At 42.1% G+C, this 22,842-nt stretch carries 19 protein-coding genes; 7 read left to right on the top strand and 12 right to left on the bottom strand.

Translation table 11 applies throughout. The features are described 5' to 3' along the window. Positions 1 to 41: 41 nt before the first annotated feature. The 7 genes from fdh3B to ORI98_RS15060 all read right to left on the bottom strand — a co-directional run bounded on the left by fdh3B (position 42) and on the right by ORI98_RS15060 (position 7,386). Positions 42 to 638, bottom strand: coding sequence for a formate dehydrogenase FDH3 subunit beta (fdh3B, locus tag ORI98_RS15090; RefSeq protein ID WP_261299810.1), 597 nt, complete (start codon positions 636 to 638; stop codon positions 42 to 44). A gap of 22 nt (positions 639 to 660) precedes the next feature. After that, positions 661 to 3,510 (bottom strand): formate dehydrogenase subunit alpha, encoded by a 2,850-nt coding sequence (locus ORI98_RS15085; RefSeq protein WP_306135782.1) that lies wholly within the window; start codon positions 3,508 to 3,510, stop codon positions 661 to 663. A gap of 18 nt (positions 3,511 to 3,528) precedes the next feature. Continuing rightward, complete coding sequence (locus ORI98_RS15080) at positions 3,529 to 3,723, bottom strand: formate dehydrogenase (protein WP_188843360.1); 195 nt, start codon at positions 3,721 to 3,723, stop codon at positions 3,529 to 3,531. 74 nt (positions 3,724 to 3,797) lie between these two features. Then, positions 3,798 to 4,463, bottom strand: coding sequence for a molecular chaperone (locus ORI98_RS15075; protein ID WP_306135781.1), 666 nt, complete (start codon positions 4,461 to 4,463; stop codon positions 3,798 to 3,800). A gap of 10 nt (positions 4,464 to 4,473) precedes the next feature. Then, entirely contained in the window at positions 4,474 to 6,156 is a 1,683-nt protein-coding gene (locus ORI98_RS15070) for a 4Fe-4S binding protein (protein ID WP_306135780.1), read from the bottom strand. 100 nt (positions 6,157 to 6,256) lie between these two features. Beyond that, complete coding sequence (locus ORI98_RS15065) at positions 6,257 to 6,922, bottom strand: DUF3306 domain-containing protein (RefSeq protein ID WP_261299815.1); 666 nt, start codon at positions 6,920 to 6,922, stop codon at positions 6,257 to 6,259. Then, complete coding sequence (locus tag ORI98_RS15060) at positions 6,919 to 7,386, bottom strand: DUF3305 domain-containing protein (RefSeq protein ID WP_261299816.1); 468 nt, start codon at positions 7,384 to 7,386, stop codon at positions 6,919 to 6,921. Before ORI98_RS15060 ends, ORI98_RS15065 begins: the two co-directional genes overlap by 4 nt. Positions 7,387 to 7,775: 389 nt before the next feature. On the opposite strand from ORI98_RS15060, the gene ORI98_RS15055 reads away from it, so the two are divergent. Then, positions 7,776 to 8,606: a formate dehydrogenase accessory sulfurtransferase FdhD gene (locus tag ORI98_RS15055; RefSeq protein ID WP_261299817.1), complete on the top strand. Its 831-nt coding sequence runs from the start codon at positions 7,776 to 7,778 to the stop codon at positions 8,604 to 8,606. Between the two features lie 38 nt (positions 8,607 to 8,644). Here the strand turns inward: ORI98_RS15055 and rlmF are convergent, their stop codons facing one another. Both rlmF and ORI98_RS15045 read right to left on the bottom strand, forming a co-directional pair. Continuing rightward, entirely contained in the window at positions 8,645 to 9,667 is a 1,023-nt protein-coding gene (rlmF, locus tag ORI98_RS15050; RefSeq protein WP_371931176.1) for a 23S rRNA (adenine(1618)-N(6))-methyltransferase RlmF, read from the bottom strand. Beyond that, complete coding sequence (locus ORI98_RS15045; protein WP_261299818.1) at positions 9,667 to 10,065, bottom strand: flagellar basal body-associated protein FliL; 399 nt, start codon at positions 10,063 to 10,065, stop codon at positions 9,667 to 9,669. Before ORI98_RS15045 ends, rlmF begins: the two co-directional genes overlap by 1 nt. A 110-nt stretch (positions 10,066 to 10,175) precedes the next feature. On the opposite strand from ORI98_RS15045, the gene ORI98_RS15040 reads away from it, so the two are divergent. Beyond that, entirely contained in the window at positions 10,176 to 10,751 is a 576-nt protein-coding gene (locus ORI98_RS15040) for a chorismate lyase (RefSeq protein WP_306135779.1), read from the top strand. A 285-nt stretch (positions 10,752 to 11,036) separates the two neighbouring features. Here the strand turns inward: ORI98_RS15040 and ORI98_RS15035 are convergent, their stop codons facing one another. Next, entirely contained in the window at positions 11,037 to 11,633 is a 597-nt protein-coding gene (locus tag ORI98_RS15035) for a YhgN family NAAT transporter (RefSeq protein WP_306135778.1), read from the bottom strand. Positions 11,634 to 11,894: 261 nt separating this feature from the next. On the opposite strand from ORI98_RS15035, the gene ORI98_RS15030 reads away from it, so the two are divergent. From ORI98_RS15030 to hemN, 3 genes are all read left to right on the top strand, one after another. Then, complete coding sequence (locus ORI98_RS15030) at positions 11,895 to 13,451, top strand: metal transporter (protein WP_261299828.1); 1,557 nt, start codon at positions 11,895 to 11,897, stop codon at positions 13,449 to 13,451. Between the two features lie 45 nt (positions 13,452 to 13,496). After that, entirely contained in the window at positions 13,497 to 14,276 is a 780-nt protein-coding gene (locus tag ORI98_RS15025; protein WP_306135777.1) for an NRDE family protein, read from the top strand. Positions 14,277 to 14,404: 128 nt separating this feature from the next. Further along, positions 14,405 to 15,781, top strand: a complete 1,377-nt coding sequence (gene hemN, locus ORI98_RS15020) for an oxygen-independent coproporphyrinogen III oxidase (RefSeq protein ID WP_306135776.1) — start codon at positions 14,405 to 14,407, stop codon at positions 15,779 to 15,781. 57 nt (positions 15,782 to 15,838) lie between these two features. Here the strand turns inward: hemN and add are convergent, their stop codons facing one another. After that, positions 15,839 to 16,834: an adenosine deaminase gene (gene add, locus ORI98_RS15015; protein ID WP_261299823.1), complete on the bottom strand. Its 996-nt coding sequence runs from the start codon at positions 16,832 to 16,834 to the stop codon at positions 15,839 to 15,841. A 215-nt stretch (positions 16,835 to 17,049) separates the two neighbouring features. On the opposite strand from add, the gene ORI98_RS15010 reads away from it, so the two are divergent. Both ORI98_RS15010 and ORI98_RS15005 read left to right on the top strand, forming a co-directional pair. Beyond that, positions 17,050 to 18,885 (top strand): DUF885 family protein, encoded by a 1,836-nt coding sequence (locus tag ORI98_RS15010; protein ID WP_306135775.1) that lies wholly within the window; start codon positions 17,050 to 17,052, stop codon positions 18,883 to 18,885. An 86-nt stretch (positions 18,886 to 18,971) separates the two neighbouring features. After that, positions 18,972 to 19,952 carry an alpha/beta fold hydrolase gene (locus ORI98_RS15005; RefSeq protein WP_306135774.1) on the top strand — a complete coding sequence of 327 codons (981 nt, stop codon included), beginning with the start codon at positions 18,972 to 18,974 and terminating at the stop codon, positions 19,950 to 19,952. Here the strand turns inward: ORI98_RS15005 and ORI98_RS15000 are convergent. Next, positions 19,921 to 22,431, bottom strand: a complete 2,511-nt coding sequence (locus ORI98_RS15000) for a bifunctional diguanylate cyclase/phosphodiesterase (protein ID WP_306135773.1) — start codon at positions 22,429 to 22,431, stop codon at positions 19,921 to 19,923. The two genes, ORI98_RS15005 and ORI98_RS15000, sit on opposite strands and share 32 nt — an antisense overlap. Between the last annotated feature and the right edge of the window lie 411 nt (positions 22,432 to 22,842).

Below are 22,842 nucleotides of genomic sequence, written 5' to 3'. Positions count from 1 at the left end.
CTCCTCATTGGGCTGCAAAAAACGCAGCCCATACTTTGGGTTTAGATCATCTCGCCTGTTTTTGGGTTGTAACCCCAAATAACATTTGGATTACCACGCTGTGCCATACGCTGACGATAAATGTCAGATACCACACCAGCATCACCCGCAAGCAGTGCTTTTGTTGCACATAGCTCAGCACACATTGGTAGCTTGCCTTCAGCAATACGGTTTGCACCGTACTTTTGACGCTCAGCATCTGAATGGTTTTCTTCTGGGCCACCCGCACAGAAAGTACATTTATCCATTTTACCGCGGCTACCGAATGCAGTCTTTTTAGGGAACTGCGGCGCACCGAATGGACAAGCGTAGAAGCAATAGCCACAACCGATACAAGTATCTTTGTCATGTAGCACAATGCCATCTTCTGTACGGTAGAAACAATCTGCCGGACAAACAGCCATACAAGGTGCATCGGTACAGTGCATACATGCCACTGAAATAGACGCTTCACCTGGTTGACCATCGTTAATTGTCACCACGCGGCGACGTTGAATACCCCACTCTAAAGCAGAGTCGTTTTCGTTCTTACATGCTGTGACGCAACCGTTACACTCGATGCAGCGTTTGGTGTCACACAAAAATTTCATGACTGCCATAATGGCTTATCTCCTCATCAAGTTAGGCTTTGCTGATCTGACACAAAGAGGCTTTTGTCTCTTGCATCTGAGTCACAACATCATACCCATAAGTCAGCACTGTGTTAGCTGACTCACCAATCACATACGGGACTGTCCCTTCTGGATAGTTTTTCTCAAGGCTTTCACCTTCAAACACACCAGCGAAGTGGTAAGGCATGAAACATTCACCAGCGATAACACGAGGCGTCACCATTGCTTTTACAGTGATCTTCGCACCTTCAGGGCCATGTACAAATACAGTATCACCATCGCGAATACCGCGATCAGCTGCATCAGCAGGACTGATTTCGATAAACATTTCTTGCTGTAATTCAGCAAGCCATGGGTTCGAACGTGTTTCTTCACCGCCGCCTTCCATTTCAACCAAACGACCAGATGTCAGTGCTAATGGATAATCCTTAGCAAAGTCTTTGTCTTGAATGGTTTTGTAAAGAGTCGGAAGACGCGCAACCATACGGTCATCATAAGTTGGGTATTTAGAAACCAAATCACGACGAGGCGTATATAACGGCTCACGATGTAGTGGGATATCATCAGGGAAGTTCCACACAATACAACGCGCTTTCGCGTTACCGTATGGGATACAACCATGTTTGATTGCCACACGCTGAATACCACCAGAAATGTCAGTTTTCCAGTTTTTACCTTCAGCGTGTTTCTTCTCTTCAGCGGTTAAATCATCCCACCAGCCAAGCTGTTTTAGCATGTCGGCAGTAAACTCTGGGTAACCATCTTGAATTTCAGCACCTTTAGAGAATGAACCTTCAGCAAGAATATTATTGCCGTTATGCTCAACACCGTAACGTGCACGGAAGTTACCACCACCGTCTTTGACTTCACGACCTGTGCGATACAGAATTTGCGTACCAGGATGCTTCATCTCTGGTGTACCCCAACAAGGCCAAGGTAAACCATAGGTTTCACCTTTAGCTGGACCGCCTGGTGCTTCAAGTGAATCCACATCGAAGGTGCCCCAGTTTTGTTGGTGCATTTTCAAACGTTCTGGGCTTTGGCCTGTGTAACCAATGGTCCACATACCTTTGTTGAATTCACGGGTGACGTCTTCAACATTTGGCTCATCGTTATTAACAGCAATATGCTTACACAATTGCTCAGCAATGCCCCATTTTTTCGCCAGTTTATACATGATCACGTGATCAGGTAATGACTCAAATAGTGGTTCAATAACTTGGTCACGCCACTGTAATGAACGGTTTGACGCTGACACAGAACCATAAGTTTCAAACTGAGTCGCTGCAGGTAATAGATAAACACCATCTTGACGTTGGTGCATGACACCCGCCATAGTTGGGAATGGATCGACAACCACTACTGTGTCCATTTTGTTCAATGCTTCACGCACTTCACGACCACGGGTTTCAGTGTTTACTGACTGTCCCCAGAAAAACGCAAGACGAATATTGTCTTTTTGCGCAATTTTGGTTTTGTCTTCTAACACGCCATCGTGCCAACGTGAACATGGAATACCCGCTGATGTTTGTGGATCTTGGCCTAAGTAAGCCGTTTGATCAAAACGTTGTTTAATCCAGCTTGGTTCTAGGTCCCATACATTTGCCCAGTGATCCCAAGCGCCAGAGGTTAAGCCGTAGTAGCCTGGTAAGTTATCGAATAACAAACCAAAGTCAGTTGCGCCCTGTACGTTATCGTGACCACGGAAAATGTTTGTTCCGCCACCTTCAACACCCATGTTGCCAAGGGCTAATTGAAGAATACAATATGCACGAGTATTCGCGTTACCCACGTGATGCTGAGTACCACCCATACACCATACTATGGTGCCAGGCTTAGTTTCAGCCATCATTTTAGCGACGCGGTACATTTGTGCTTTTGGCACACCCACAACATGCTCAACTTCTTCAGGAGGGTACTTCTTCACTTCTTCTTTGATACGTTCCATGCCGTATACACGTTGCGAGATGAAGCTTTCATCTTCCCAGCCGTTTTCGAAGATGTGCCATAACAAACCATAAATAAATGGAATGTCAGTACCTGGACGAATATGGACATATTCATCTGATTTAGCCGCGGTACGGGTAAAACGTGGATCAACAACAATGATTTTTGCGCCGCGCTCTTTACCAATTAATATGTGCTGCATCGCAACAGGATGCGCTTCACATGGGTTAGAGCCGATAAACATCATGCATTTTGAGTTGCGGATATCATTGAACGAGTTAGTTTGCGCACCGTAACCCCAAGTGTTTGCAACACCGGCTACCGTGGTAGAGTGACAAATACGTGCAGAATGGTCGACGTTGTTAGTGCCCCACATCGCTGCAAATTTGCGGTATAAATAAGCTTGCTCGTTCGAGAATTTCGCACTACCCATGAAATACACAGAATCAGGACCTGACTCTTCACGGATTTGTAATGCTTTGCTGCCGACTTCTTCGATAGCCTGTTCCCAAGATAAACGTTTCCACTTTCCGCCTTCCAGCTTCATTGGATACTTTAGACGTTTTTCACCATGGCCATGCTCACGTAATGCAGCACCTTTAGCACAGTGACCACCTTGGTTAAATGGATGGTCGAATGCAGGTTCTTGACCTGTCCACACCCCATTTTGAACTTCAGCATAAATACCACAGCCCACTGAACAGTGAGAACAAATGGTACGTTTAATTTCTGTTGGCGCGTTATGTGGTACATCTTTGGCTTCAGCTTTACGCATCATACCTGCACCTAACATTGACGCTGCTGCAATTCCACCTGTCGCCAAACTGGCTGACTTGAGGAACTGACGTCTGTTAAGACCTAGGCCTGGCTTTTCAGCTTTTGCGACCGTGTCAGATTTACGGGTTAATCGCATTTCACCCTCTCCTATAAGTTATTTGCTTAACGAAGCATAGTAGTTACGAATATGCTCTGTTTCACGATAGTTGTTACTTTCAGACGCTTGAGTTGCTTTTGGTGAGGCTGCTAATGCAGGGGCACTCACACTGGCAACCGCGCCTGCGGCGCTGCCTAATGCTAATGCTTTTAGCATTTGACGGCGTCCCATGTCGGAAGCTTGCTTCTTCATAGTTTCTCCTTGTTTAAATCGCCCTAATCACTTAGGGCATGAATGGCTTAATACTGGCGTGATGCCATAAACCATTAGTTTACTTGCACGACCTCGTCTGTTACCGGTTCAAGTTCTTCACTGCCTGGGCAGTTAACCGGTATATTCAAACTCAGTTGGTCAAATTCATTTACTTCTGCCTCAAAAAACGCTTTGGCTAATTGCGCTACGGGCAGATAAAACTTGGCACTGGGTGTTTTCGCCAATGCTTCACAAAAACGATTAATCCAAGAGCCAATGTGACGTTGATAAAATGCCAGCTGGCGATAACCTGGGGCTTCTAAAATCAAAATCCCCATAACTTCACATAATGCTGCAACATGATCTTCAGGCTCTTTGACATTTTCTTCACGCTCAAACCCCATTTGCATTAGGTCATTACGTAACAGTGCTAGCGGTTTATCCATTAATGAGCCAGTCATAAACCAACTACCATAAGGGATAATTTCACCACTGCCTACACCTAGGAAAATACTGAAATACTCGTCTTCAAGTGTAGTCACATCACTGGTTTTTGCTGCTGTTTTTAAAGCAATCCATGCTTGATTCATTGCATTGCCTTCATCGGCTTCTACATCTAAATTCGCTAAAAATTGTAATAATTCTTCGCTTGGATGACGACGTAGCAATGCGGCTAATAGCTGATAAATATCGGCTCTTAGTTGATCGTTTTCGCTGATTTCTCTTTCTATTTGGGTCATAGCGGATCTCTTATCGCAATTGCTTTTCTGGATCTTGAAGAATGTCTTCAAACATATCTTTTACGCGGCAATCACCGCACATTTTTAATCTTTCAATGTTGGCACTAAATGCACTGTGCGCACCGACCATTTCAACCATTTTATGCACCATTGATTGTGTCGCAAATGCACTACCACAGCGAATACATTCAAATGGGGCTTCTTCTTTTAAGGTGGTAACCCCTTGGCGACTTTGTTGGTCAAAGTTAATTTGTGGCACTAAGCTAATCACGCTTTCAGGGCATGAACTTTCACATAAACCACATTGCACACAATCTTGCTCAACAAAGCGTAATGCTGGCGATTCGCCACCATCTTTTAAGGCTTGAGTCGGACAGGTTGAGACACACGACATACACAGGGTGCATTTATCAACATTTAACTTCACCTGACCATAAGGCACATTTGGCAAAGCAAGTTGAGTTTGAATTGCACCAGCCTGACTATTTAAATGGTCAATGGCTTGGTACAAGATGTCTCGCTTGGCATTACTGGCTCCAGCATCTGTTATCACTGTCATTGGCACAATAACAGGCCAAGTTGTACTGATGGCTAAAGGTTGTTCAAGCGTAGCAAGGTCTGATGCCGAAATAAGGCGTAAGCGTTGCGGCTGACCCATTTCATCAAGAATACGATTAGCTAAGGTTAATTCACCTTGAAGCATTTGCGTCAATGTCGGCGCGGTCGCGTCGGTGTTAAGGACTAACACCTCCCTTGCACCATGGGCCAATGCGGCTAACCAATGATCAATACTGGCTACGGTAATCTCTTCCATTGCGACTGGCAGCACATCACCCGATAACGTATCTGTAATCAGCTCACTGCCGAGAATATTGTCATGAAATAATATGACTGGCGCGACCTGTGCTTCAGCACGGTAACGACTGATTAATTTTTCAAGATAGGAGTGCAAAGATTTTGGCGTAGGTAAATCATAGCTGATAGCCCCCGTTGGACATAAATTGGTACAACTGCCAGCACCATGGCAAAGATAAGGGTCTATTTCGATTTTCTGTTCAATACTGCTGATTGCATCCGCCGGACAGAAGTTCAAACAGCGATTACAGCCATTAATACCATTTCGATGGTGGGCACAAATGTCACTGTTTACTTTGACATATCTGGGCTTATCAAACTCTCCGACTAAATCAGGTATTTGCTCAATGGCATCGGCTAATTTGTTAGCATCTTGACCCACATAGAAATAACCTGCAGGCAGCATTTCAAGGTTAATGCAAGGCGTTGAACTTAAATCGAGAATGATGTCGAAGTGAGCTTGACGGATCGCAACAACGCTTAGCTCAGCCACGCCCCCAGCATCGGACTCAACACTGACCTGAAATTGACCTAAAAAGCCTTTAATACTTTTTAGTTTATTGTAAAAACTGTCTACACCTTCTGCAGCGTTCATCACCTTTTCAAGATGTGCTTCATCTTGGCTAGTAATAGACTCGTTAGCTAAAACGACTCGACTTGCCATCGTTGACAGGCTATCTGCGGCCAAACGCGCTAAATCTTCAGGCCCAATAATTAACACATGACCTTGAGTGGTATAACTGACAGTTGGCGGGATCAAATTCTGCAGAATTTGGGTCCTCGCCATCACTTGTTGCCGAGCGATTTTAAGCTCAGACTGAGATTGTCTCATACTCATTGCGTTCCTAAATTTTTTATTATTAAGTGAGCTAATTGCCCACTCGCAATATCTTGCGATATTGATTCATTGCTATCCGCTAATCATTAGCGACCAACAATCAGCTCGCTTTTACCGCATCACCAGTAAAAGAATGGGATTGCAGCTCATCAGGCTGCGCTTCCATTGAGGCTAATGCTTGGTTAGCATCGACATTTTCCAAATCTGTACTGCTTAACTCTTGAGTTTCTGCGCTAACACTATCGGTTTCTGGGGCATGGTCACTGGAATCATTCAGTTCATCAGACTGATTGGTTTCCTGTGTTTCATCCTCTGGCGCTTCTTCTTTCTCTATAACGTGTTTAAATACTTTTTTTGCTAACTCGGCTGATACTTCAGCAGACAGCTTGGGTTGATTAGTATAATCAAGCGCATATTCTAGTAACCCATCAATATGCCCGTATTGCGGCTGTTTCCACAGCGCGCGTAACGCTGCAGCTTTTGCTGCTGGGTCAACATTTTTAGCCATAAAGCTAGCAAAACTACCACCGACTTCTATCGAGTCTGGATCAGGCAAGTCATCCGCCTGCAGCACCGTATCTGTTGCAGCTTGCTCATCTTGCTGCACCTTGCTATCCACATCTGCAGTTTGGCTTATTAATGCAGCGGTATCATCCGATTCAGTCTGGCTAATTAAACTAGATTCATGTTGTTCAGCATCCTGTTGCTCGGCTTCTTTGGCAACATTTTCACGGCGCTGATTCCAACGGCTTAATAATCCACTCATTGCATTTTTCCTGAGCGATTCGCACTTGGGCCATCATTCGTGCGGCGATTAACATGCTTACGACGGTGAGCACTGATCTCAACTTCACCATGGCGTGTTATGAAAGCTTCAATCCAGCAAGCAATCGCTTTGGGCATTAGCACGTTGAACACTGGCGTATCAGACTCTAAACAACCTGCACCCACATTTTGATCTGCTGAGATCATCGCGGGCACCCAAGTACCATCAGATAATTCATCACACACGATATACAGCATGGCATTATCCATATCGAGGTTGATACGGTAGCTGCCACGTTGATCACGATGCAGCTCTAATAGAATTAACCTTGCACCTTCTGGCATAGGCTCGGTAGCGGGAACCATTTGGTCCATTTCCCACTTTGTAGTTGTCCAGCGGCCTACTTGTTTTGTCACTTGTTTTAACGAGACATACATTGGCCAAACGCTTTCGGTATGTTGCATGCGGTACTTCACCTTCATTCCACTTAACCACTCAATACTTGATCTAACATGCGTATCGAATTGTAAATACCCTACAGTTACCCTTGGTAGAGCAATAATAATGCCAACATGTTTTATAGGGATAAGTTTGAGGTGGATCGCAAAAGCCTCAACACATAGGGACAATTTGTCCAAAGCTGATGTAACAGTAGGACATAAGTACACGTTTGAATAGCGACGATAAACAAAACATGCGCTAGATCACGCAATACCAAACATCTGCATGTCGGTAAGGTAAAAATTGATATTCTTGAGCCTAAAGAAGTTCATTGCAGCTGTTCGTATTTGGCGTGTCATTATGATTTTATAGCGGTAATGTCAGCCCAAAACTCCAAAGGTAAATCTTGCTTATGACTCAAAAACCAACGGTGAAATTTGTTAAAACCCAAACGGAAGTGCCGCTTACATTACCAGTAGTAGCCTATAACGAAGAAGGTGAAGCATTAGATAAATTTGTTGCCTGCGAGCGCCCACTTACAGTCTATTTAAACTGGCAACCCATTGTGACGTTAATGACATTGGGGGCAAAACCTGAGTCACTTACATTAGGTTATTTAAAAAATCAGGGATTTATCAGCGACATTCATTTACTCGAGTCGGTCATTGTTGATTGGGAGGTTAATTCTGCCGCGGTAATTACCAAAGAAAACATCGATGACTTAACGGAAAAACTGTCGGAAAAAACGGTTACCTCGGGGTGTGGACAAGGCACGGTTTACGGCAGTTTTTTACAAGGATTAGATGAAATTCATTTACCAACACCACAATTAAAACAATCGGTTATTTATAGCTTATTAAAAAACATCAGTGCGTATAACGACACTTACAAAAATGCCGGTGCTGTGCATGGTTGTGGTATTTGTGTTGATGATCAAATTCTGGCGTTTGTAGAAGATGTTGGCCGCCATAATGCGGTCGATACCTTAGCTGGCGATATGTGGATGGAGCAACAAACAGGTGGCGATAAAATCTTTTATACCACAGGACGACTGACCTCTGAGATGATTATCAAGGTGGCAAAAATGGGTATTCCGGTTCTATTATCTCGCAGTGGGGTCACACAAATGGGTTTAGAATTGGCACAACAATTAGGAATTACCCTTATCGCCCGCGCCAAAGGACGCCACTTTTTGGTTTACAATGGTGTTGAAAATATCAGCTATGATGCCAAACAAAAATAGTGGCGCTATCAAAAAAGGGTTGAATTAAAACAGGGGGGTTAAGGTCGACATTTTGTCCATTGTTCTCTGAGTGTGGGGCTTAAAAAACTCCACGCTAAAATACGTGTTTGCTTGCTACCTTGCTGCATTTCAATCGTTTTAACCGTATCCGCACCGCAATGGGCCAACAAATTATAGCAAGGTTTAAGATTTTCAGATTTAGATACCAGCGAAGTAAACCAAAGTACCTGATGCTTAAAAATACGACTCTCATTAATCATATTGGTTAAGAACTGCCTTTCACCACCTTCACACCACAACTCGGCTTTTTGACCACCGAAGTTGAGTGTCGAATTAGCGCCAGTTTGCTGGGGTTGAACATGTTTTTTTGCTCGATTTCGCGCTAAATTGGTCTGTTTTCTTTGATTTCCGGCGATAGCATCAGCTAAAGACTGATGAAATGGTGGGTTACACATGGTGACATCCACTCGGTCATTCTTGCCAATAACACCCGTAAATATTGCATTGGTATCAACTTGTTGAACTAATTTAAGCTTTGCGGCAATTTGAGGGTTACTGGTGCAAATTGTCGCTACGTTAGCAATGGATTGTGGGTCAATATCCGATGCGATAAATTGCCATCCATAACATTGAATACCCAGCAATGGATAAATACCGTTAGCCCCAGTGCCTATATCTAATGCTTGAATTCGCGCGCCTTTAGGCACTTTTCCTTTCACTGCTAACAAATCTGCAATGTAATGCAGGTAATCCACTCGCCCAGGAATGGGCGGACACAAAAAACCTTGAGGAATGTCCCAGCCTTCAATTTGATAGTCCAGTTTAAGCAATGCAGCATTGAGGGTTTTAACCGCCTCGGCACAGGCAAAATCAATCGACAAATTCCCATAGGGATTTGGACGGACAAATTGGGACAATTTGGGCAATACATGCATTAACTGTTCAAAATCATAGCCATGATTATGCACATTACGTGGATGAAGCGACTTGATGACTTGGGCTTTATTTGCCATTGATGGAGCAGGACATTTTGAGCCCTGCTTTGCTGATTTTGTAGACATTAATCGTAAAGGTATTTGGTAAACAGTAAATTCACGACCATTGCTCGGCCAGTCTCTTTTTCTAGAAGACGATTAACCATCTCGTAGCATTCACGACGCACTTCTTCACGGCCAGATAATGATTTAATTTTATCTTCGGCTTGGTTTCCTAAAATTTCGACAATTGCGGCACGTAATAGTGGGTCATGACGTTCGATGCTAACAAGATCATTCGGATTTTTAACCATAAGCTCAACACTAATTCGCACAAAGCCTAACTTTTTACGATTTGAAATATAGTTAGTGACAATTTCAGGTTCAAAGCCGTAATAACCATATTCTTCCGCTCCCTCATCAGCACTTTGGGCATTAAATGTCACGAACAGCAGTAAAAGGCATGCTGAAGCAAATTTTCTCATAGTGTGATGCTCTCCTGAATTCATTGATAAGCAGATAGTCGCTTTTATGTATTTAACCTTGTTGAGCATGGTAAACTCATGCGGTCTAGGTATATTGTAACGAGTTTTTGATGAATGTGACCAGTAATAGCTTTCCTTACGGTGAATCAATTCAATGGTTCTCTCCAGAAAAAGCCGCCACACTCCCCCACACTCCGCTAAAAAGCTGGCTATTAGCTAACGGCAGTTTGACTGAAAAGCTAAAAAAACATTGTACAAACTTCAGCGTAACAGTATTAGGTGAGCACTTATTGTCGCCATTAAAGGGCGAACTTCCTTCACAAACAGAGCCTGTTTGGGTTCGTGAAGTACTACTGAGTTTAGATGATATTCCATGGGTTTTCGCAAGAACATTAATTCCTCAGGCGCTATTAGACAATACGCTTCACGACTTTATTCATTTGGGTAACAGGCCGTTAGGCGAATTATTGTTTACCAGCCCTGATATTGAACCGGGTAAAATTGAAGTCGCCGCTTTTGAAACCTGCGGTCGTTTAGCGCAACTTGCCACCAGCTTATCTCAACCTGTCGATGACACACTTTGGGGGAGACGTCGTTATTTTCATATAGGTTCTTCCGAGCTAATTGTTAGCGAAATATTTTTACCTATCGCCGCTGAAACCATAAAAAAATACCGCCTAGATTAAGGCGGCATTGATATGGGCAAATACCGCCGTAGGTAAAATCACTACCCTAACGGTGTGCTGTAACAACAATGTATTGTCGGCCTTCGGCTCCTCATCGTCACCTGAAGCATGGTAGGTGTCACTTATTGCGGCATCCCCATTACACTAAGTTAGTGGGACCGTCACCAAATAACCATGCATATACTCAATACTGGTGTTAAACCACACTGTTGCTGCACCTACAAAATGGCACAAAGCAACCTGATAGGCTGCCTTTGAACAACGTTTTGATACTGTTAGTTGTCGTTATTGCGCAACCGAATTCATGTAATTTGAAATGCCATCTAAAAACATTTGTACAGATATCATCACCAAAACCATGCCCATTAAACGCTCTACCGCGGTTAAGCCTTTTTCTCCTAATAAACGGGTGAACACCTTATAAAACATCAGAATAATGGCGCTCAACCCCCAAGCAGATACCAGTGCAATCGTCCAATCAGTCATGCGACTGCTATCGGTATGAGCCAATAAAATCAAAGCTGCTAAAATTGAAGGGCCAGCCATTAATGGAATAGCCATAGGCACGATAAAAGGCTCTTCTCCTGCAGCTAGCCCGACGACACCACCAGGCTGTGGAAAAATCATTTTTATCGCAATAAGAAATAGGATAATCCCACCCGCAATACTGACAGATTCAGACCGCAGATTTAAAAAGTTAAGTATTGCTTCGCCTGCATATAAAAACAGCAACATAATGGCTAGGGCAAACAGTAGCTCACGAATAAGCACTCGACGACGTTTTTTAGGATCTATGTGACGTAAAATAGACGCAAAAATGGGTAGATTACCCAGAGGGTCCATAATTAAAAACAACATCACAGCAGCAGAAAAAATATCCATAAATTACAATCTATCTATTTAGCAATAACAATAACTCATATTGTATACCTAATCTGGGTCTTATGGTTGATAGGCGACACAGTATTATTTCTTACAAGATGAATTAGTTTTTCTCACCTGATTAAGCACAAAGATGACTGATTTGCCCCTTTGGATAATAAAAGCCAGCCAAATTTACACATCTTATGTTTTCTCGCTAGCTACAAGGGAGCACAAAAATGCTATACTGCAGCGTTTTTTGTCGATTTATGCTTGGAATCCATGCTCTATTTAGCCGCTAGCTGTATTGCCTTATTATTTGGTCCTTTATTTTACCGTTACTTCTCTTCGGGCAGTGGCCTGCAAAAAGGATTAGATGGTTTTATATTCGTCTCTTTAGGCGGGCTAGTGCTCATCCATATTTTACCTGAACTACTCGAACACGGTGGATTTGTGACTCTGCTGTTTGTCATATTAGGCCTTTGGGGGCCTACCGCGAGTGAGCGTATCTTTCATCGCTATTCAGAGATCACCCACAATATTACCCTCAGTTTAGGCATTATTGGTTTACTGTTACACACCATCACAGATGGTGGTGCCATGGTGCTATCACAACAACAGGGAAACTCTCCTTTACTCGCATTAGGGGTGATTTTACACCGATTACCCGTTGGCCTGGCTATTTGGTGGTTGCTTAAACCACAGGTTGGCGCGCGCTGGGCAGGTATTGTCTTAGTGGCCATGATGGGGTTAACGGCCGTCGGGTATTTTGCCGGTGAGCAACTGCTGCATCAACTTAGCATTGAGAACACTGTCTATTTACAAGCATTTGTCACAGGTTCGATATTACATGTGGTATTGCATCAACCCCATGGTGAGCACACCACTGACAAACAGGGGAAGTACCAATATCAAGCGGGTATTGGCAGTTTATTAGGTTTAGGCTTACTGGCCATTTTGTTATTGATGGATACGGGTAGTCAGGCCCATGAGCATCATGAACATTCCCATGGGGTAGAACAGTTTGTCAGCTGGCTGCTAACTATTTCACCCGTATTATTATTAAGTTATTTATTCGCCACTTTAAGATTCAAATTAGGCTTACAGCCTCAACATCAAAATTTAGGGTTACGATGGTTACAACGCCTTGCAGGTCCTGAGGCACTAATCATTACTTTAGCCTTGTTAGGCCCATGGTTTGCCTTGTATCAAATTATCGGCTTGGCGGTTATCGCTGGCTTACTGACTTGGAATAAGACTTCATTAACAGACCCTCATTTGCAATTACCTGAGTCAGCCTGGCGCTTTGGTTTTGCCCATTTAGTTGATCGTAGCGCCCCTTGGATCATCTTAAGTTTAATTTTGGCAAACTTAATTGGCCATCCTTCAGTGCCTTTAGAAAATCCTGCATTACAGGTATTAATACTGTTGCTGGTATTTATTCCTATGCGTTTTTGTAATTTAGGGGCGGCCATTTTAGCCTTAGCCCTCTTTTACAGTGGCTGGAACCAAGTTGCCGTAGCCTTTAGTTTATTAGCCGCTCCGGTGATTAATATCGCCCAGTTAAAGTTAATGACATGGAAGCAAGGTTTAATGCTGGGTGGGGTATTAGTCAGCGCCTTTATCGTGGCAGATTTAATACCACTGACTTCTGATTATGTTTTGGTATTGCCTGAATCGATTAATATTTTAGGTTTAGCAATAATCAGTTTACTGTTTGGTGCCAGTTTATTGCGTTTGGGGCCAAGGAAGTTTCTAAGCCGTATGGTCACCAATCTCAAACCCGAACATCATCATGATCACAAACAAAGCCATGGACATTCGCACCACCATCATTAATGATTAGCCATTACCCTTGGTTTAACAAAATGATAGGACTCGTTTATGTGCATTTTATTTTTTGCGATTGAAAGCCATCCGCGCTATCCATTAATCATTTGTGCCAACCGTGATGAATTTCATCATAGAGCGACTCAGCCTGCACACTTTTGGCCACCAGAAAACCAAATACTCGCTGGCAAAGATTTACAAGCTGGCGGAACTTGGCTTGGGGTAAATCGGGCGGGTCAATTTGCAGGAATTACCAACTTACGCACTCAAGAAACCCAAGATGGTGTCCGCTCACGGGGGGAGTTAGTGATCAATGCTTTAAGCAGCATATTAGCCAATCCCGCCTTGCCAACGGTCACCTCACAATGGCTACAAACCCACCACGCTAATTACAATCCCTTCAATCTAATTTTTGAGCATGACAACATACTGCATTGCTTCAACAGTCGCAGCACAGAAACTAAAACCTTAACCCCTGGTTTTCATGCCGTATGTAATGGCGATATGGACGATGTATGGCCAAAGATGGCCAGCGGTCAACAAGCATTACAATCTTATATAACCCAAACCGACACAATCAATGTAGATGAATTACAACAACTTATGAGCGACACCAGCCAACCTGAAGATAGTTTACTGCCAAATACTGGAGTGGAATTAGAATGGGAGCGGCATTTATCATCAATTTTCATCCAGCACCCTCAATACGGTACACGCTCAACCACGATTATTTTAAAAGACACATTCGGCCGAATTGATTTCTATGAAACACGCTTCGATGGCAAAGGCCGTAACCTTGGGCGGCAGCACTTTGAAATAGAATCAAGCAAATAACCGCAAGAAAACTCATTATTGCTATGCGGGTCACGTTCAAATATCAAATTTACAACCTAGATCAAGGTTATTTGATGCATTAGTCTGCATAATTCGTCTATTGCTAATTTACCATCGGAGTACACGTCTTGGAGCAGCCCACACAAATTGGTTGGGATCAGTCAATGATCGAAAAATATAACTATAGCGGCCCACGTTATACGTCTTATCCGACAGCATTAGAATTTGATGACAGCTTTACCGAGCAAAATTTGTTATCTGCCATCGAAGGCAGCAAAAGCGACCGATTGTCTTTATATGTACATATCCCATTTTGTGCAAAGCTTTGTTATTACTGTGGTTGCAATAAAGTCATTACCCGCCATTCTCATAAAGCAGATCAATATATTGAATATTTAGCCGCTGAAATTATCAAGCGCGCACCGTTATTCAAGCATTATACCGTGACACAAATGCACTGGGGCGGAGGCACACCAACCTTCTTAAAGCCTGAGCAAATTTTGCATCTCACTGCATTGATTAAAGAACACTTTACCTTTGCTGAAGAAGGTGAATATTCAATTGAAGTGGATCCACGTGAAATTGAGCTAAGCATGCTTGATACCCTAAAAGAAGCAGGGTTTAATCGTGTTTCTATTGGTGTGCAAGATTTCAATAAAGATGTTCAAGTTGCGGTTAACCGTGAACAGGACGAACAGTTTATTTTCGACTTTATCGCCAGAGCAAAAGCGCTTGGTTTTGTGTCGACTAACGTTGACTTAATTTACGGGTTACCTTTACAAACCCCTGAAACGTTTGCACAAACTATCGCTCGCATTATTGAGTTATCTCCAGACCGCTTATCCGTTTTTAATTACGCGCACTTGCCCTCTCGTTTTGCCGCGCAGCGTAAAATTAAAGATGCCGACATGCCTTCGCCACAGCAAAAGCTTGATATGTTGCACCAAACGATTGAATCCTTAACCGGTGCAGGTTATCAATTTATTGGTATGGATCATTTTGCTAAACCTGATGATGAACTCGCCAAACTACAAAATGCGGGTAAATTACACCGTAACTTCCAGGGCTACACCACACAAGAAGAGTGTGACTTGCTTGGGTTAGGCGTATCTTCAATCAGCCAAATAGGCGATTGTTATGCTCAGAATCAAAAAGATATTCGCCCTTACTATGAAGCAATTGATCAACAAGGTCATGCTTTATGGAAAGGTTGTAGTTTAAATCGTGATGACGAAATTCGTCGTGTGGTGATCAAACAAATTATCTGTCACTTTGACCTCGACATGGCCAAAATTGAACAGAAATTTGATATTGTGTTTGAAGAATATTTTGCAGAAGACCTAAAGCTACTGCAAACCTTCTTAGACGATAAGCTAGTCGATATTACCGATCGCCGCTTAACCGTCAGTCCAACGGGTCATTTGTTAATTCGCAACATTTGTATGTGCTTCGATGTATATTATCGCCAAAAAGCACGCCAGCAACAATTCTCTCGCGTGATTTAATCTACGCGCAATAAAAAAGCCAGCTTAAGCTGGCTTTTTTTATTGCCATAAAAAGCATTAAGCTTTCGAGGCATATAACGCTTTACGTTCACTATCAGACAAAAATGCCATTTCAACACCATTGCGTTGAACTTGTGACAATTGATCATCCGTCAAACCCATTTCAGATTTTGCAACACGATATTCATGATTGATATCAATGTTACTGACTCCGGGGTCATCGGTATTTAAACCGATTAATACGCCCGAATTAAAGAACTGCATAAAGGGATGAGAATCATAATCGGCGATAGTCGAGGTATGCAGGTTACTGGTTGGGCAAGACTCAATACCAATACGATGCTTAGCTAAATATTCCATCAACTTAGGATCACGAATAGCATTAACACCATGGCCAATACGTGTTGCACCTAATGTTTCAATCGCTTGCCACATGCTTTCAGGACCTGCAGCTTCTCCTGCATGGGCAGTGATCTGTAGGCCAGCATCACGAACACGTTTGAAGTGTTCTGTGAATAAATCGCCAGGAAATCCTAATTCATCACCGGCTAAATCAATCGCCACAATTTTATCTTTATGGGCCAACAAGCCTTCAAGCTCTAAACGGCATTTCTCCTGACCAAATGAGCGCGACATAATACCAATTAAGTTGATTTTAATATCATGCTCTTTCGTGCCAGCAACCACACCATCAATCACAGCTTCAACAACAGCTTCAATCGGTAGGTTATGGTTCATCGCCATGTAATATGGACTAAAACGTAATTCGGCATAATCTAAGCCCGATACTTTAGCATCAACCACGTTTTCATATGCGACACGTTTAACTGCATCCAAATCAGCTAAAACAGCTACCATCCAATCAAGTTTCTTTAAAAAAGCAACTAAGCTATTTTCTTTACCTTGAATTTGTACAAAAGGCGCCAAGGTTTCTAAGGAATCGGCAGGTAATGCAATACCATGTTGCAAACCTAACTCCCAAATTGTTTGAACGCGAACATTGCCATCCAAATGGCGATGTAAATCAACCAATGGAATAGATTTATTGATCATATATAACCCCTATAGTCTCATCCTGCCACATTTTGTTATTAACTTGGTCAGGTATGATTAAACTAAGTTTAACATGATTTTACCCAACTGCTGACGATTAAGCGCACAGTATAGGAGCAATAAATGCTTACATATACCCATGCCGTTGATGCGATGTTTTCAAGACTAAAATCAGGCATACTGACCACAACACAATATTGAGACAAGGAATGACTATGCGTTTGCTTATTTTACCTTCATTAATCGCCCTCAGTTTAACCGCTTGCAGCCTAAATACCACTGTGGGTGAAGCCTATAAATACTCTCACAATAAAGGCAAAGCATCTTCAACCCCGATAGAGACCATGTCCACAAAACCGCAAGCAGCTCAAGTCATCGACCAAGATTTACAAACCATTATCGATAAAAGTTGGGCGCTAACACTGGCTTACTCACCAGAACTAGCGGCAAGCCTTGGAGATAACAGCGCCGCAGGTAAGCTGACAGACTTATCTCCCGAAACACTGGCTGAACAAAATATAAAAACACAGCAATTACTCGATTCATTGAAGCTGTTAGACCGCTCTCAGTTAAGTAAAGACGATGTTATCAATGCCAAAATTTTGCAAGACCAATTGCAAAACCAAGTTGATATGTATCGATATAAAGATCACTACACTCCTATTTCGGCTGAGAGTGGTTTTCATGCGTATATCGCAAGCATAGCCAAGGCTTCATTTAATAATGAAGCTGATTACCAACACTATATTGCACAACTATCAGCCCTACCGACTTACTTTGCCCAGCAAACTTTTTGGTTACAACAAGGCTTAGCCAGCGGCATCACTCCAGCAAAAGTGACTCTTACGGGCTTTGAAGACAGTATTAGCGCCTTTATTGTACCCACAGAACAAAGTGGCTACTTTAAACCTTTTACTGAATATCCAGCCCACTTTACCGAATCACAAAAACAACAACTGACAGCACAAGGTAAGTTGTTAGTCGAAGAGACTGTATTGCCCTTGTATACAGCGTTTTACGATTTTATGACCCAAGATTACATCCCAAATGCTAGACAACAAATTGCAGCTTCAGCATTACCCGATGGGCCTGATTTCTATCAAAACAGAGTAGAGTATTACACCACCTTGCCGATGAGCGCTGAGGAAGTCCATCAACTCGGTTTAAAAGAAGTCGCTAGAATTAAACTCGAAATGGAACAAGTCATTGCTGATGTAGGCTTTAAAGGCACCTTTGCAGAGTTTTTACATTTTCTTCGTACCGACCCGCAGTTTTATCCTAAAACCGCAGAAGAGCTACTCAAAGAAGCGGCTTACATCGCTAAAAAGGCCGATGCTATGCTGCCTAAGTATTTTGGCAAACTCCCAAGAACACCATATGGTATTGCGCCGGTGCCAGCCGAAATTGCTCCTAAATACACTACGGGTAGGTATTCAGGTTCCAACCGAGACGATCAACCAGGCTATTATTGGGTTAACACATATGCGCTAGATAAACGTCCTTTATATGAGATGGAAGCGTTGACATTGCATGAAGCCGTGCCGGGTCACCACCTACAAATTTCATTAAATAAAGAATTAATCGAGCTACCTAACTTTAGGCGCTATAGCTATATCTCTGCATTTGGTGAGGGTTGGGGCTTGTATGCTGAATACTTAGGCCTTGAAGCCGGTTTCTACCAAGACCCCTACAGTAATTTTGGTCGATTAACCTATGAAATGTGGCGAGCGGCTAGATTAGTTGTCGATACGGGTATGCACGCAAAGGGATGGACTCGCCAGCAAGCTATTGATTTTATGGCAAGCAATACCGCGTTATCTATGCATAACGTTAATACCGAAATTGACCGTTATATTTCATGGCCTGGACAAGCACTATCCTACAAAGTGGGTGAATTAACCATTAAACGTTTACGTTCAAAAGCTGAAAATACTTTAGGTGAAAAATTCAATATTAGAGAGTTTCACGATGCCATCCTAGAGAATGGCTCAGTACCTATGCCTATTTTAGAACAAATGATAGATGCCTATATTGCTAAGCAATTAAGCTAATCTTTAGTATTTACCCCGCTGTTCTAGCGGGGTAAATACTGTATGATGAAATCAACTTCACTTCCATGAATTAAACTTACGACAGTATGATTTATAAAAAATTTTCTTCAGAGAAGATGCTCAACACTCCCGAGCAACAACGATTTTGGCAACAGGTACATCAAAGCGAGTTTGAGTCCAACAATGGCGTTAAAATCGCATTTTGTCAGGTGTTGCAAGCTGATGCTAAACAAGCAATAGTAATTAGTAATGGTAGAGTAGAATCATACTTAAAGTACCAAGAGCTCATTTTCGATTTGTATCAGCAAGGTTATAGCGTGTTTGCTTTAGACCATAGGGGGCAAGGGCTTTCTGATCGGCTAACCGATAATCCACATCAGGGGTACGTGGATAAGTTTGAAGATTATGTCGACGATTTCTCATGTTTTATTGAAAACATAGTATTACCGACTCAGCACCTGTCATTGTCAGTAATGGCTCACTCTATGGGCGGAGCCATTGTCGCTCACTACCTTAATCGTCAGCCTCATATTTTTGATAGTGCTGTCATGTCCGCACCCATGTTCGGTATTGCATTACCCTTAAATACAAAAATGGTCCTCTGGTTAGCCAATCGATTAGATAAAACTCGCCCATCGAAACAAGAGGGCAAAGTCATAAGTAATTACGTTTTAGGTGGTGCAGATTATCAACCAGACCCTTATATCAGTAACAATTTAACTCATAGCAAGCATCGATATGAGCATTACCGTGACTTGTACAAAAAGCACTCAGAAATACAGCTCGGTTCTCCCACAAACCGCTGGTTGATTGAGGCTATTAACGCTGCACAGCAAAGCATAACATTCGCCAAACAATCGCAAACACCAATTCTAATCTTACAAGCAAGTGAGGACTCGATTGTCACCAATCACACCCAAGATCTAGCCTTAAGCAACTTGTGTCATAAAGTGGTGATTGAAGGGGCTTACCATGAAGTATTTATTGAGGGTGACACCTTGAGAAATGCAGCCCTGACTTATGCGATAAACTTTATCAAATTACACTCAAAGACAGCTCAGATTTAAGTAACTGTATTAAATCGGCCTCACTCAAAGGACGGCTAAAAATATACCCTTGGTAACCATCGCATTTAGCATGGATCAGGTTATTTAACTGCTTCTTAGTTTCAACTTGTTTAGCTATCACATCAAAATCAAGCCGAGACGCTAATTCTACCAAAGCACATAGCATAATTTGTGCTGCGCTATTGCTAGCGTTTTCTTCAGCATAACAGGCTGCAAGTTTGACCTGTGATAGTTGAATACCTTGTAATTGATGTAAAGCACATAAACCTGAACCAAAGTTATCTAAAGCGACATTAATATTTTTGGTTTGAAGCTCTTTAATTTTGCTCTTCACCATCTCGGTATTAACCGAAAATACATCTTCATTCAATTCAAATTGAATTTTTGCGGGGTTAACTTTACTGCTATGAATGCGATTTAACACAACGCTGGTAAAATGCTCTTGATGAAAATGTCTTGAGGATATGTTTAAAGACATTATTGGTGCGACAATCCCTTGTACTTGTAATTGCTTTAATAATCGACAAACCTGTTCTAATATCCATAATTCCATTTCAAATATAAAATCTGATAACTCAGCAGCTTCAATAAATTTGCGAGGTGCAATAAAACCATGCTGAGGATGATACCAGCGAGGGAGCACTTCCAAACTGAGAATATGTCCACCTCCATCCACCACAGGTTGATAAACTAAATTAAGTTGATTTTGTGCAAGAGCGACATGTAATTCATGGCTGAGTTTAAAAGGCTGAATCTGGTTATCATCAAGCTGCGGATGATAGATAAAACAACCATTTGATTTTGGTTCTTTTGCATGCTCCAGCGCATTATCAGCTCTTGCTAACAATGTTTGCGGTTCGAGTGATTCACTACCATCACATACAACTACACCCACACGTGCTGAAATGGATAAATTCTGATCTGCGATTGAAAAAGTACGACCGATTAATTGGCGAACTTCACTGGCCAACGCTAAAGCACGTTTGTTTGCATGATCGATATCATTACCAAAACTTTTTGCCAGTAGAATAAATTCATCCGAACCTAAACGGGCAACAAAGCCTGCGGAAGAGAAAGTACCAGACAATCGAGCGGCAATCTTAATAAGTAATCGATCACCTAGCTCTTGTCCTAAGGCTTCATTCAACACTTTAAAATTATCTAGGTTAATTAATAAGATTGCCGAAAACTGGCCAACTTTACGGCTATAAACCTGTAAATCATAAAGCGTGTCAGCTAAGGTTTCACGATTAATAAAATCAGTGAGAGCTGTTTGGCTTGCTGGGGGGTTATCAATTTCAATTCGTTGATTTTTAATATCGCCAGACACATCTGTTATGGTGCCAATGATACGAATTGGTTTACCCTGTGGCGACCATTCAACAATTTTACCTCTGTCCAACACCCAGATATATTTGCCATCTTTATGTCGAAGACGATGAACGCTCTCATACTCGTTAGAATGCCCATCAATATACTTTTGCAGAGTATTCAGGACATCCGTCTTTTCTTCACGATGTAGCCTTGATTCCCACACTGAATAATCATTATCAAGTTCATAAGCTTGATAACCAATCATCTCTTTCCAACGATCCGAAACATATACGTCGCCTGTTGTCAGGTTCCAATCCCAAATACCATTGCGTGAAGCCTCAACAGAAAAAAGCCAACGTTGTTCAGCATCATTCAATCTTTTCTGATTGCGTCTAATTTTTCCGCTCACCTGAACCAGATAATCCCTCAGCGTTACGACTTCAGACGCGTAACAACTGATACCTTCTTGAAAATCCGCTAGCTCAATATTTTTTGCAGCCAAACTTAAACGAGATAACGGATAAATCCATATCCAATACAGTAGCAAACAAAAAGCCAACAACAATAATGTTCCAAGACTCCAAACGTGTATCGTTCTCGATAAAAGCGCATCTGAGCTATGGGATATGAGATCAGAAATATTGTACTCAACGTAAATAAGCTCAACAGATTGTGCATAGCTAAAACGATTAGTATCAGTAATAGGGTAATAAGCTTGAATGGAGAGCCTATCAAAATTAACGAAAAGATAGGGTTTATTAGATTGAACAACACTTTGGTGAATACTATTAGAGTAACCTTCTAATACATTACTGGCATCACTATCACGCCAGATAATATGATTAGCAAAATGAATAGTTCGACTTGGATCTAAAATAACATAGACCATCATATTTAAATCAGTAGACGTTAAGGCTACTTCTTGCTCAATACGATTAAAGTCCTGATTTTGAATAGAAGACTCAACGACATGCCGCATTCGAAATAAATCTTTCTTTAGCTGCTCAGTCTCATCCTGTGCAAGTTGCTGCTTTAGATCCGTTGACTCGTAAAAATACCCTCCAAATACCATTGCTAGGTGTATAGACAGAATACAAAATGGAATGATAAAAACCAGAGAAACATTTCGAAAGGTAAACAATGCAAATCCAAACGAGTAAAACATCCCTTATGCTAGCGGTAAAGTTATGAACAAGTAAAGAAATAGTTGCTTATACAAAGGTAAAAACATAACCCAAAGCTAATGTTTTTAAACACGTTTTTATAATAATTCTTGCCTGATTTACATTAAATTTAATCAGTCATAAAACTGCATTACGCAAATTGCGGGCGAAGTTTAGGTACTTCTAGAGATTGATTGAATAGAAAATGATATGAGAAAATATGGTTAAAATAGATATGTGGTAGGTAAACACTCAAAAAATTAAACTCGAGCTTAAATTTTATGACTCAGCAAACGAAAAAAGCCCTAGCATTGCTGCTAGGGCTTTCATCTTAAGTTGGCGGAGCGGACGGGACTCGAACCCGCGACCCCCGGCGTGACAGGCCGGTATTCTAACCAACTGAACTACCGCTC

This window comes from Shewanella sp. ULN5 (assembly GCF_030731885.1).
Classification (GTDB): Bacteria; Pseudomonadota; Gammaproteobacteria; order Enterobacterales; family Shewanellaceae; genus Shewanella; species Shewanella holmiensis.
This window is presented reverse-complemented; position numbering and strand designations above follow the sequence as displayed.

Excerpts from the sequence above, each read along its gene's own strand:
- ORI98_RS15030 (WP_261299828.1), top strand. The coding sequence starts at position 11,895 with ATGCTCTATTTAGCCGCTAGCTGTATTGCCTTATTATTTGGTCCTTTA.
- ORI98_RS15055 (WP_261299817.1), top strand. The coding sequence starts at position 7,776 with ATGACTCAAAAACCAACGGTGAAATTTGTTAAAACCCAAACGGAAGTG.
- ORI98_RS15025 (WP_306135777.1), top strand. The coding sequence starts at position 13,497 with ATGTGCATTTTATTTTTTGCGATTGAAAGCCATCCGCGCTATCCATTA.
- rlmF (WP_371931176.1), bottom strand. The coding sequence starts at position 9,667 with ATGTCTACAAAATCAGCAAAGCAGGGCTCAAAATGTCCTGCTCCATCA.
- ORI98_RS15040 (WP_306135779.1), top strand. The coding sequence starts at position 10,176 with ATGAATGTGACCAGTAATAGCTTTCCTTACGGTGAATCAATTCAATGG.
- add (WP_261299823.1), bottom strand. The coding sequence starts at position 16,834 with ATGATCAATAAATCTATTCCATTGGTTGATTTACATCGCCATTTGGAT.
- fdh3B (WP_261299810.1), bottom strand. The coding sequence starts at position 638 with ATGGCAGTCATGAAATTTTTGTGTGACACCAAACGCTGCATCGAGTGT.
- ORI98_RS15000 (WP_306135773.1), bottom strand. The coding sequence starts at position 22,431 with ATGTTTTACTCGTTTGGATTTGCATTGTTTACCTTTCGAAATGTTTCT.
- ORI98_RS15045 (WP_261299818.1), bottom strand. The coding sequence starts at position 10,065 with ATGAGAAAATTTGCTTCAGCATGCCTTTTACTGCTGTTCGTGACATTT.
- ORI98_RS15010 (WP_306135775.1), top strand. The coding sequence starts at position 17,050 with ATGCGTTTGCTTATTTTACCTTCATTAATCGCCCTCAGTTTAACCGCT.
- ORI98_RS15080 (WP_188843360.1), bottom strand. The coding sequence starts at position 3,723 with ATGAAGAAGCAAGCTTCCGACATGGGACGCCGTCAAATGCTAAAAGCA.
- ORI98_RS15065 (WP_261299815.1), bottom strand. The coding sequence starts at position 6,922 with ATGAGTGGATTATTAAGCCGTTGGAATCAGCGCCGTGAAAATGTTGCC.
- ORI98_RS15060 (WP_261299816.1), bottom strand. The coding sequence starts at position 7,386 with ATGCAACATACCGAAAGCGTTTGGCCAATGTATGTCTCGTTAAAACAA.
- ORI98_RS15005 (WP_306135774.1), top strand. The coding sequence starts at position 18,972 with ATGATTTATAAAAAATTTTCTTCAGAGAAGATGCTCAACACTCCCGAG.
- ORI98_RS15070 (WP_306135780.1), bottom strand. The coding sequence starts at position 6,156 with ATGAGTATGAGACAATCTCAGTCTGAGCTTAAAATCGCTCGGCAACAA.
- ORI98_RS15075 (WP_306135781.1), bottom strand. The coding sequence starts at position 4,463 with ATGACCCAAATAGAAAGAGAAATCAGCGAAAACGATCAACTAAGAGCC.
- ORI98_RS15085 (WP_306135782.1), bottom strand. The coding sequence starts at position 3,510 with ATGCGATTAACCCGTAAATCTGACACGGTCGCAAAAGCTGAAAAGCCA.
- ORI98_RS15035 (WP_306135778.1), bottom strand. The coding sequence starts at position 11,633 with ATGGATATTTTTTCTGCTGCTGTGATGTTGTTTTTAATTATGGACCCT.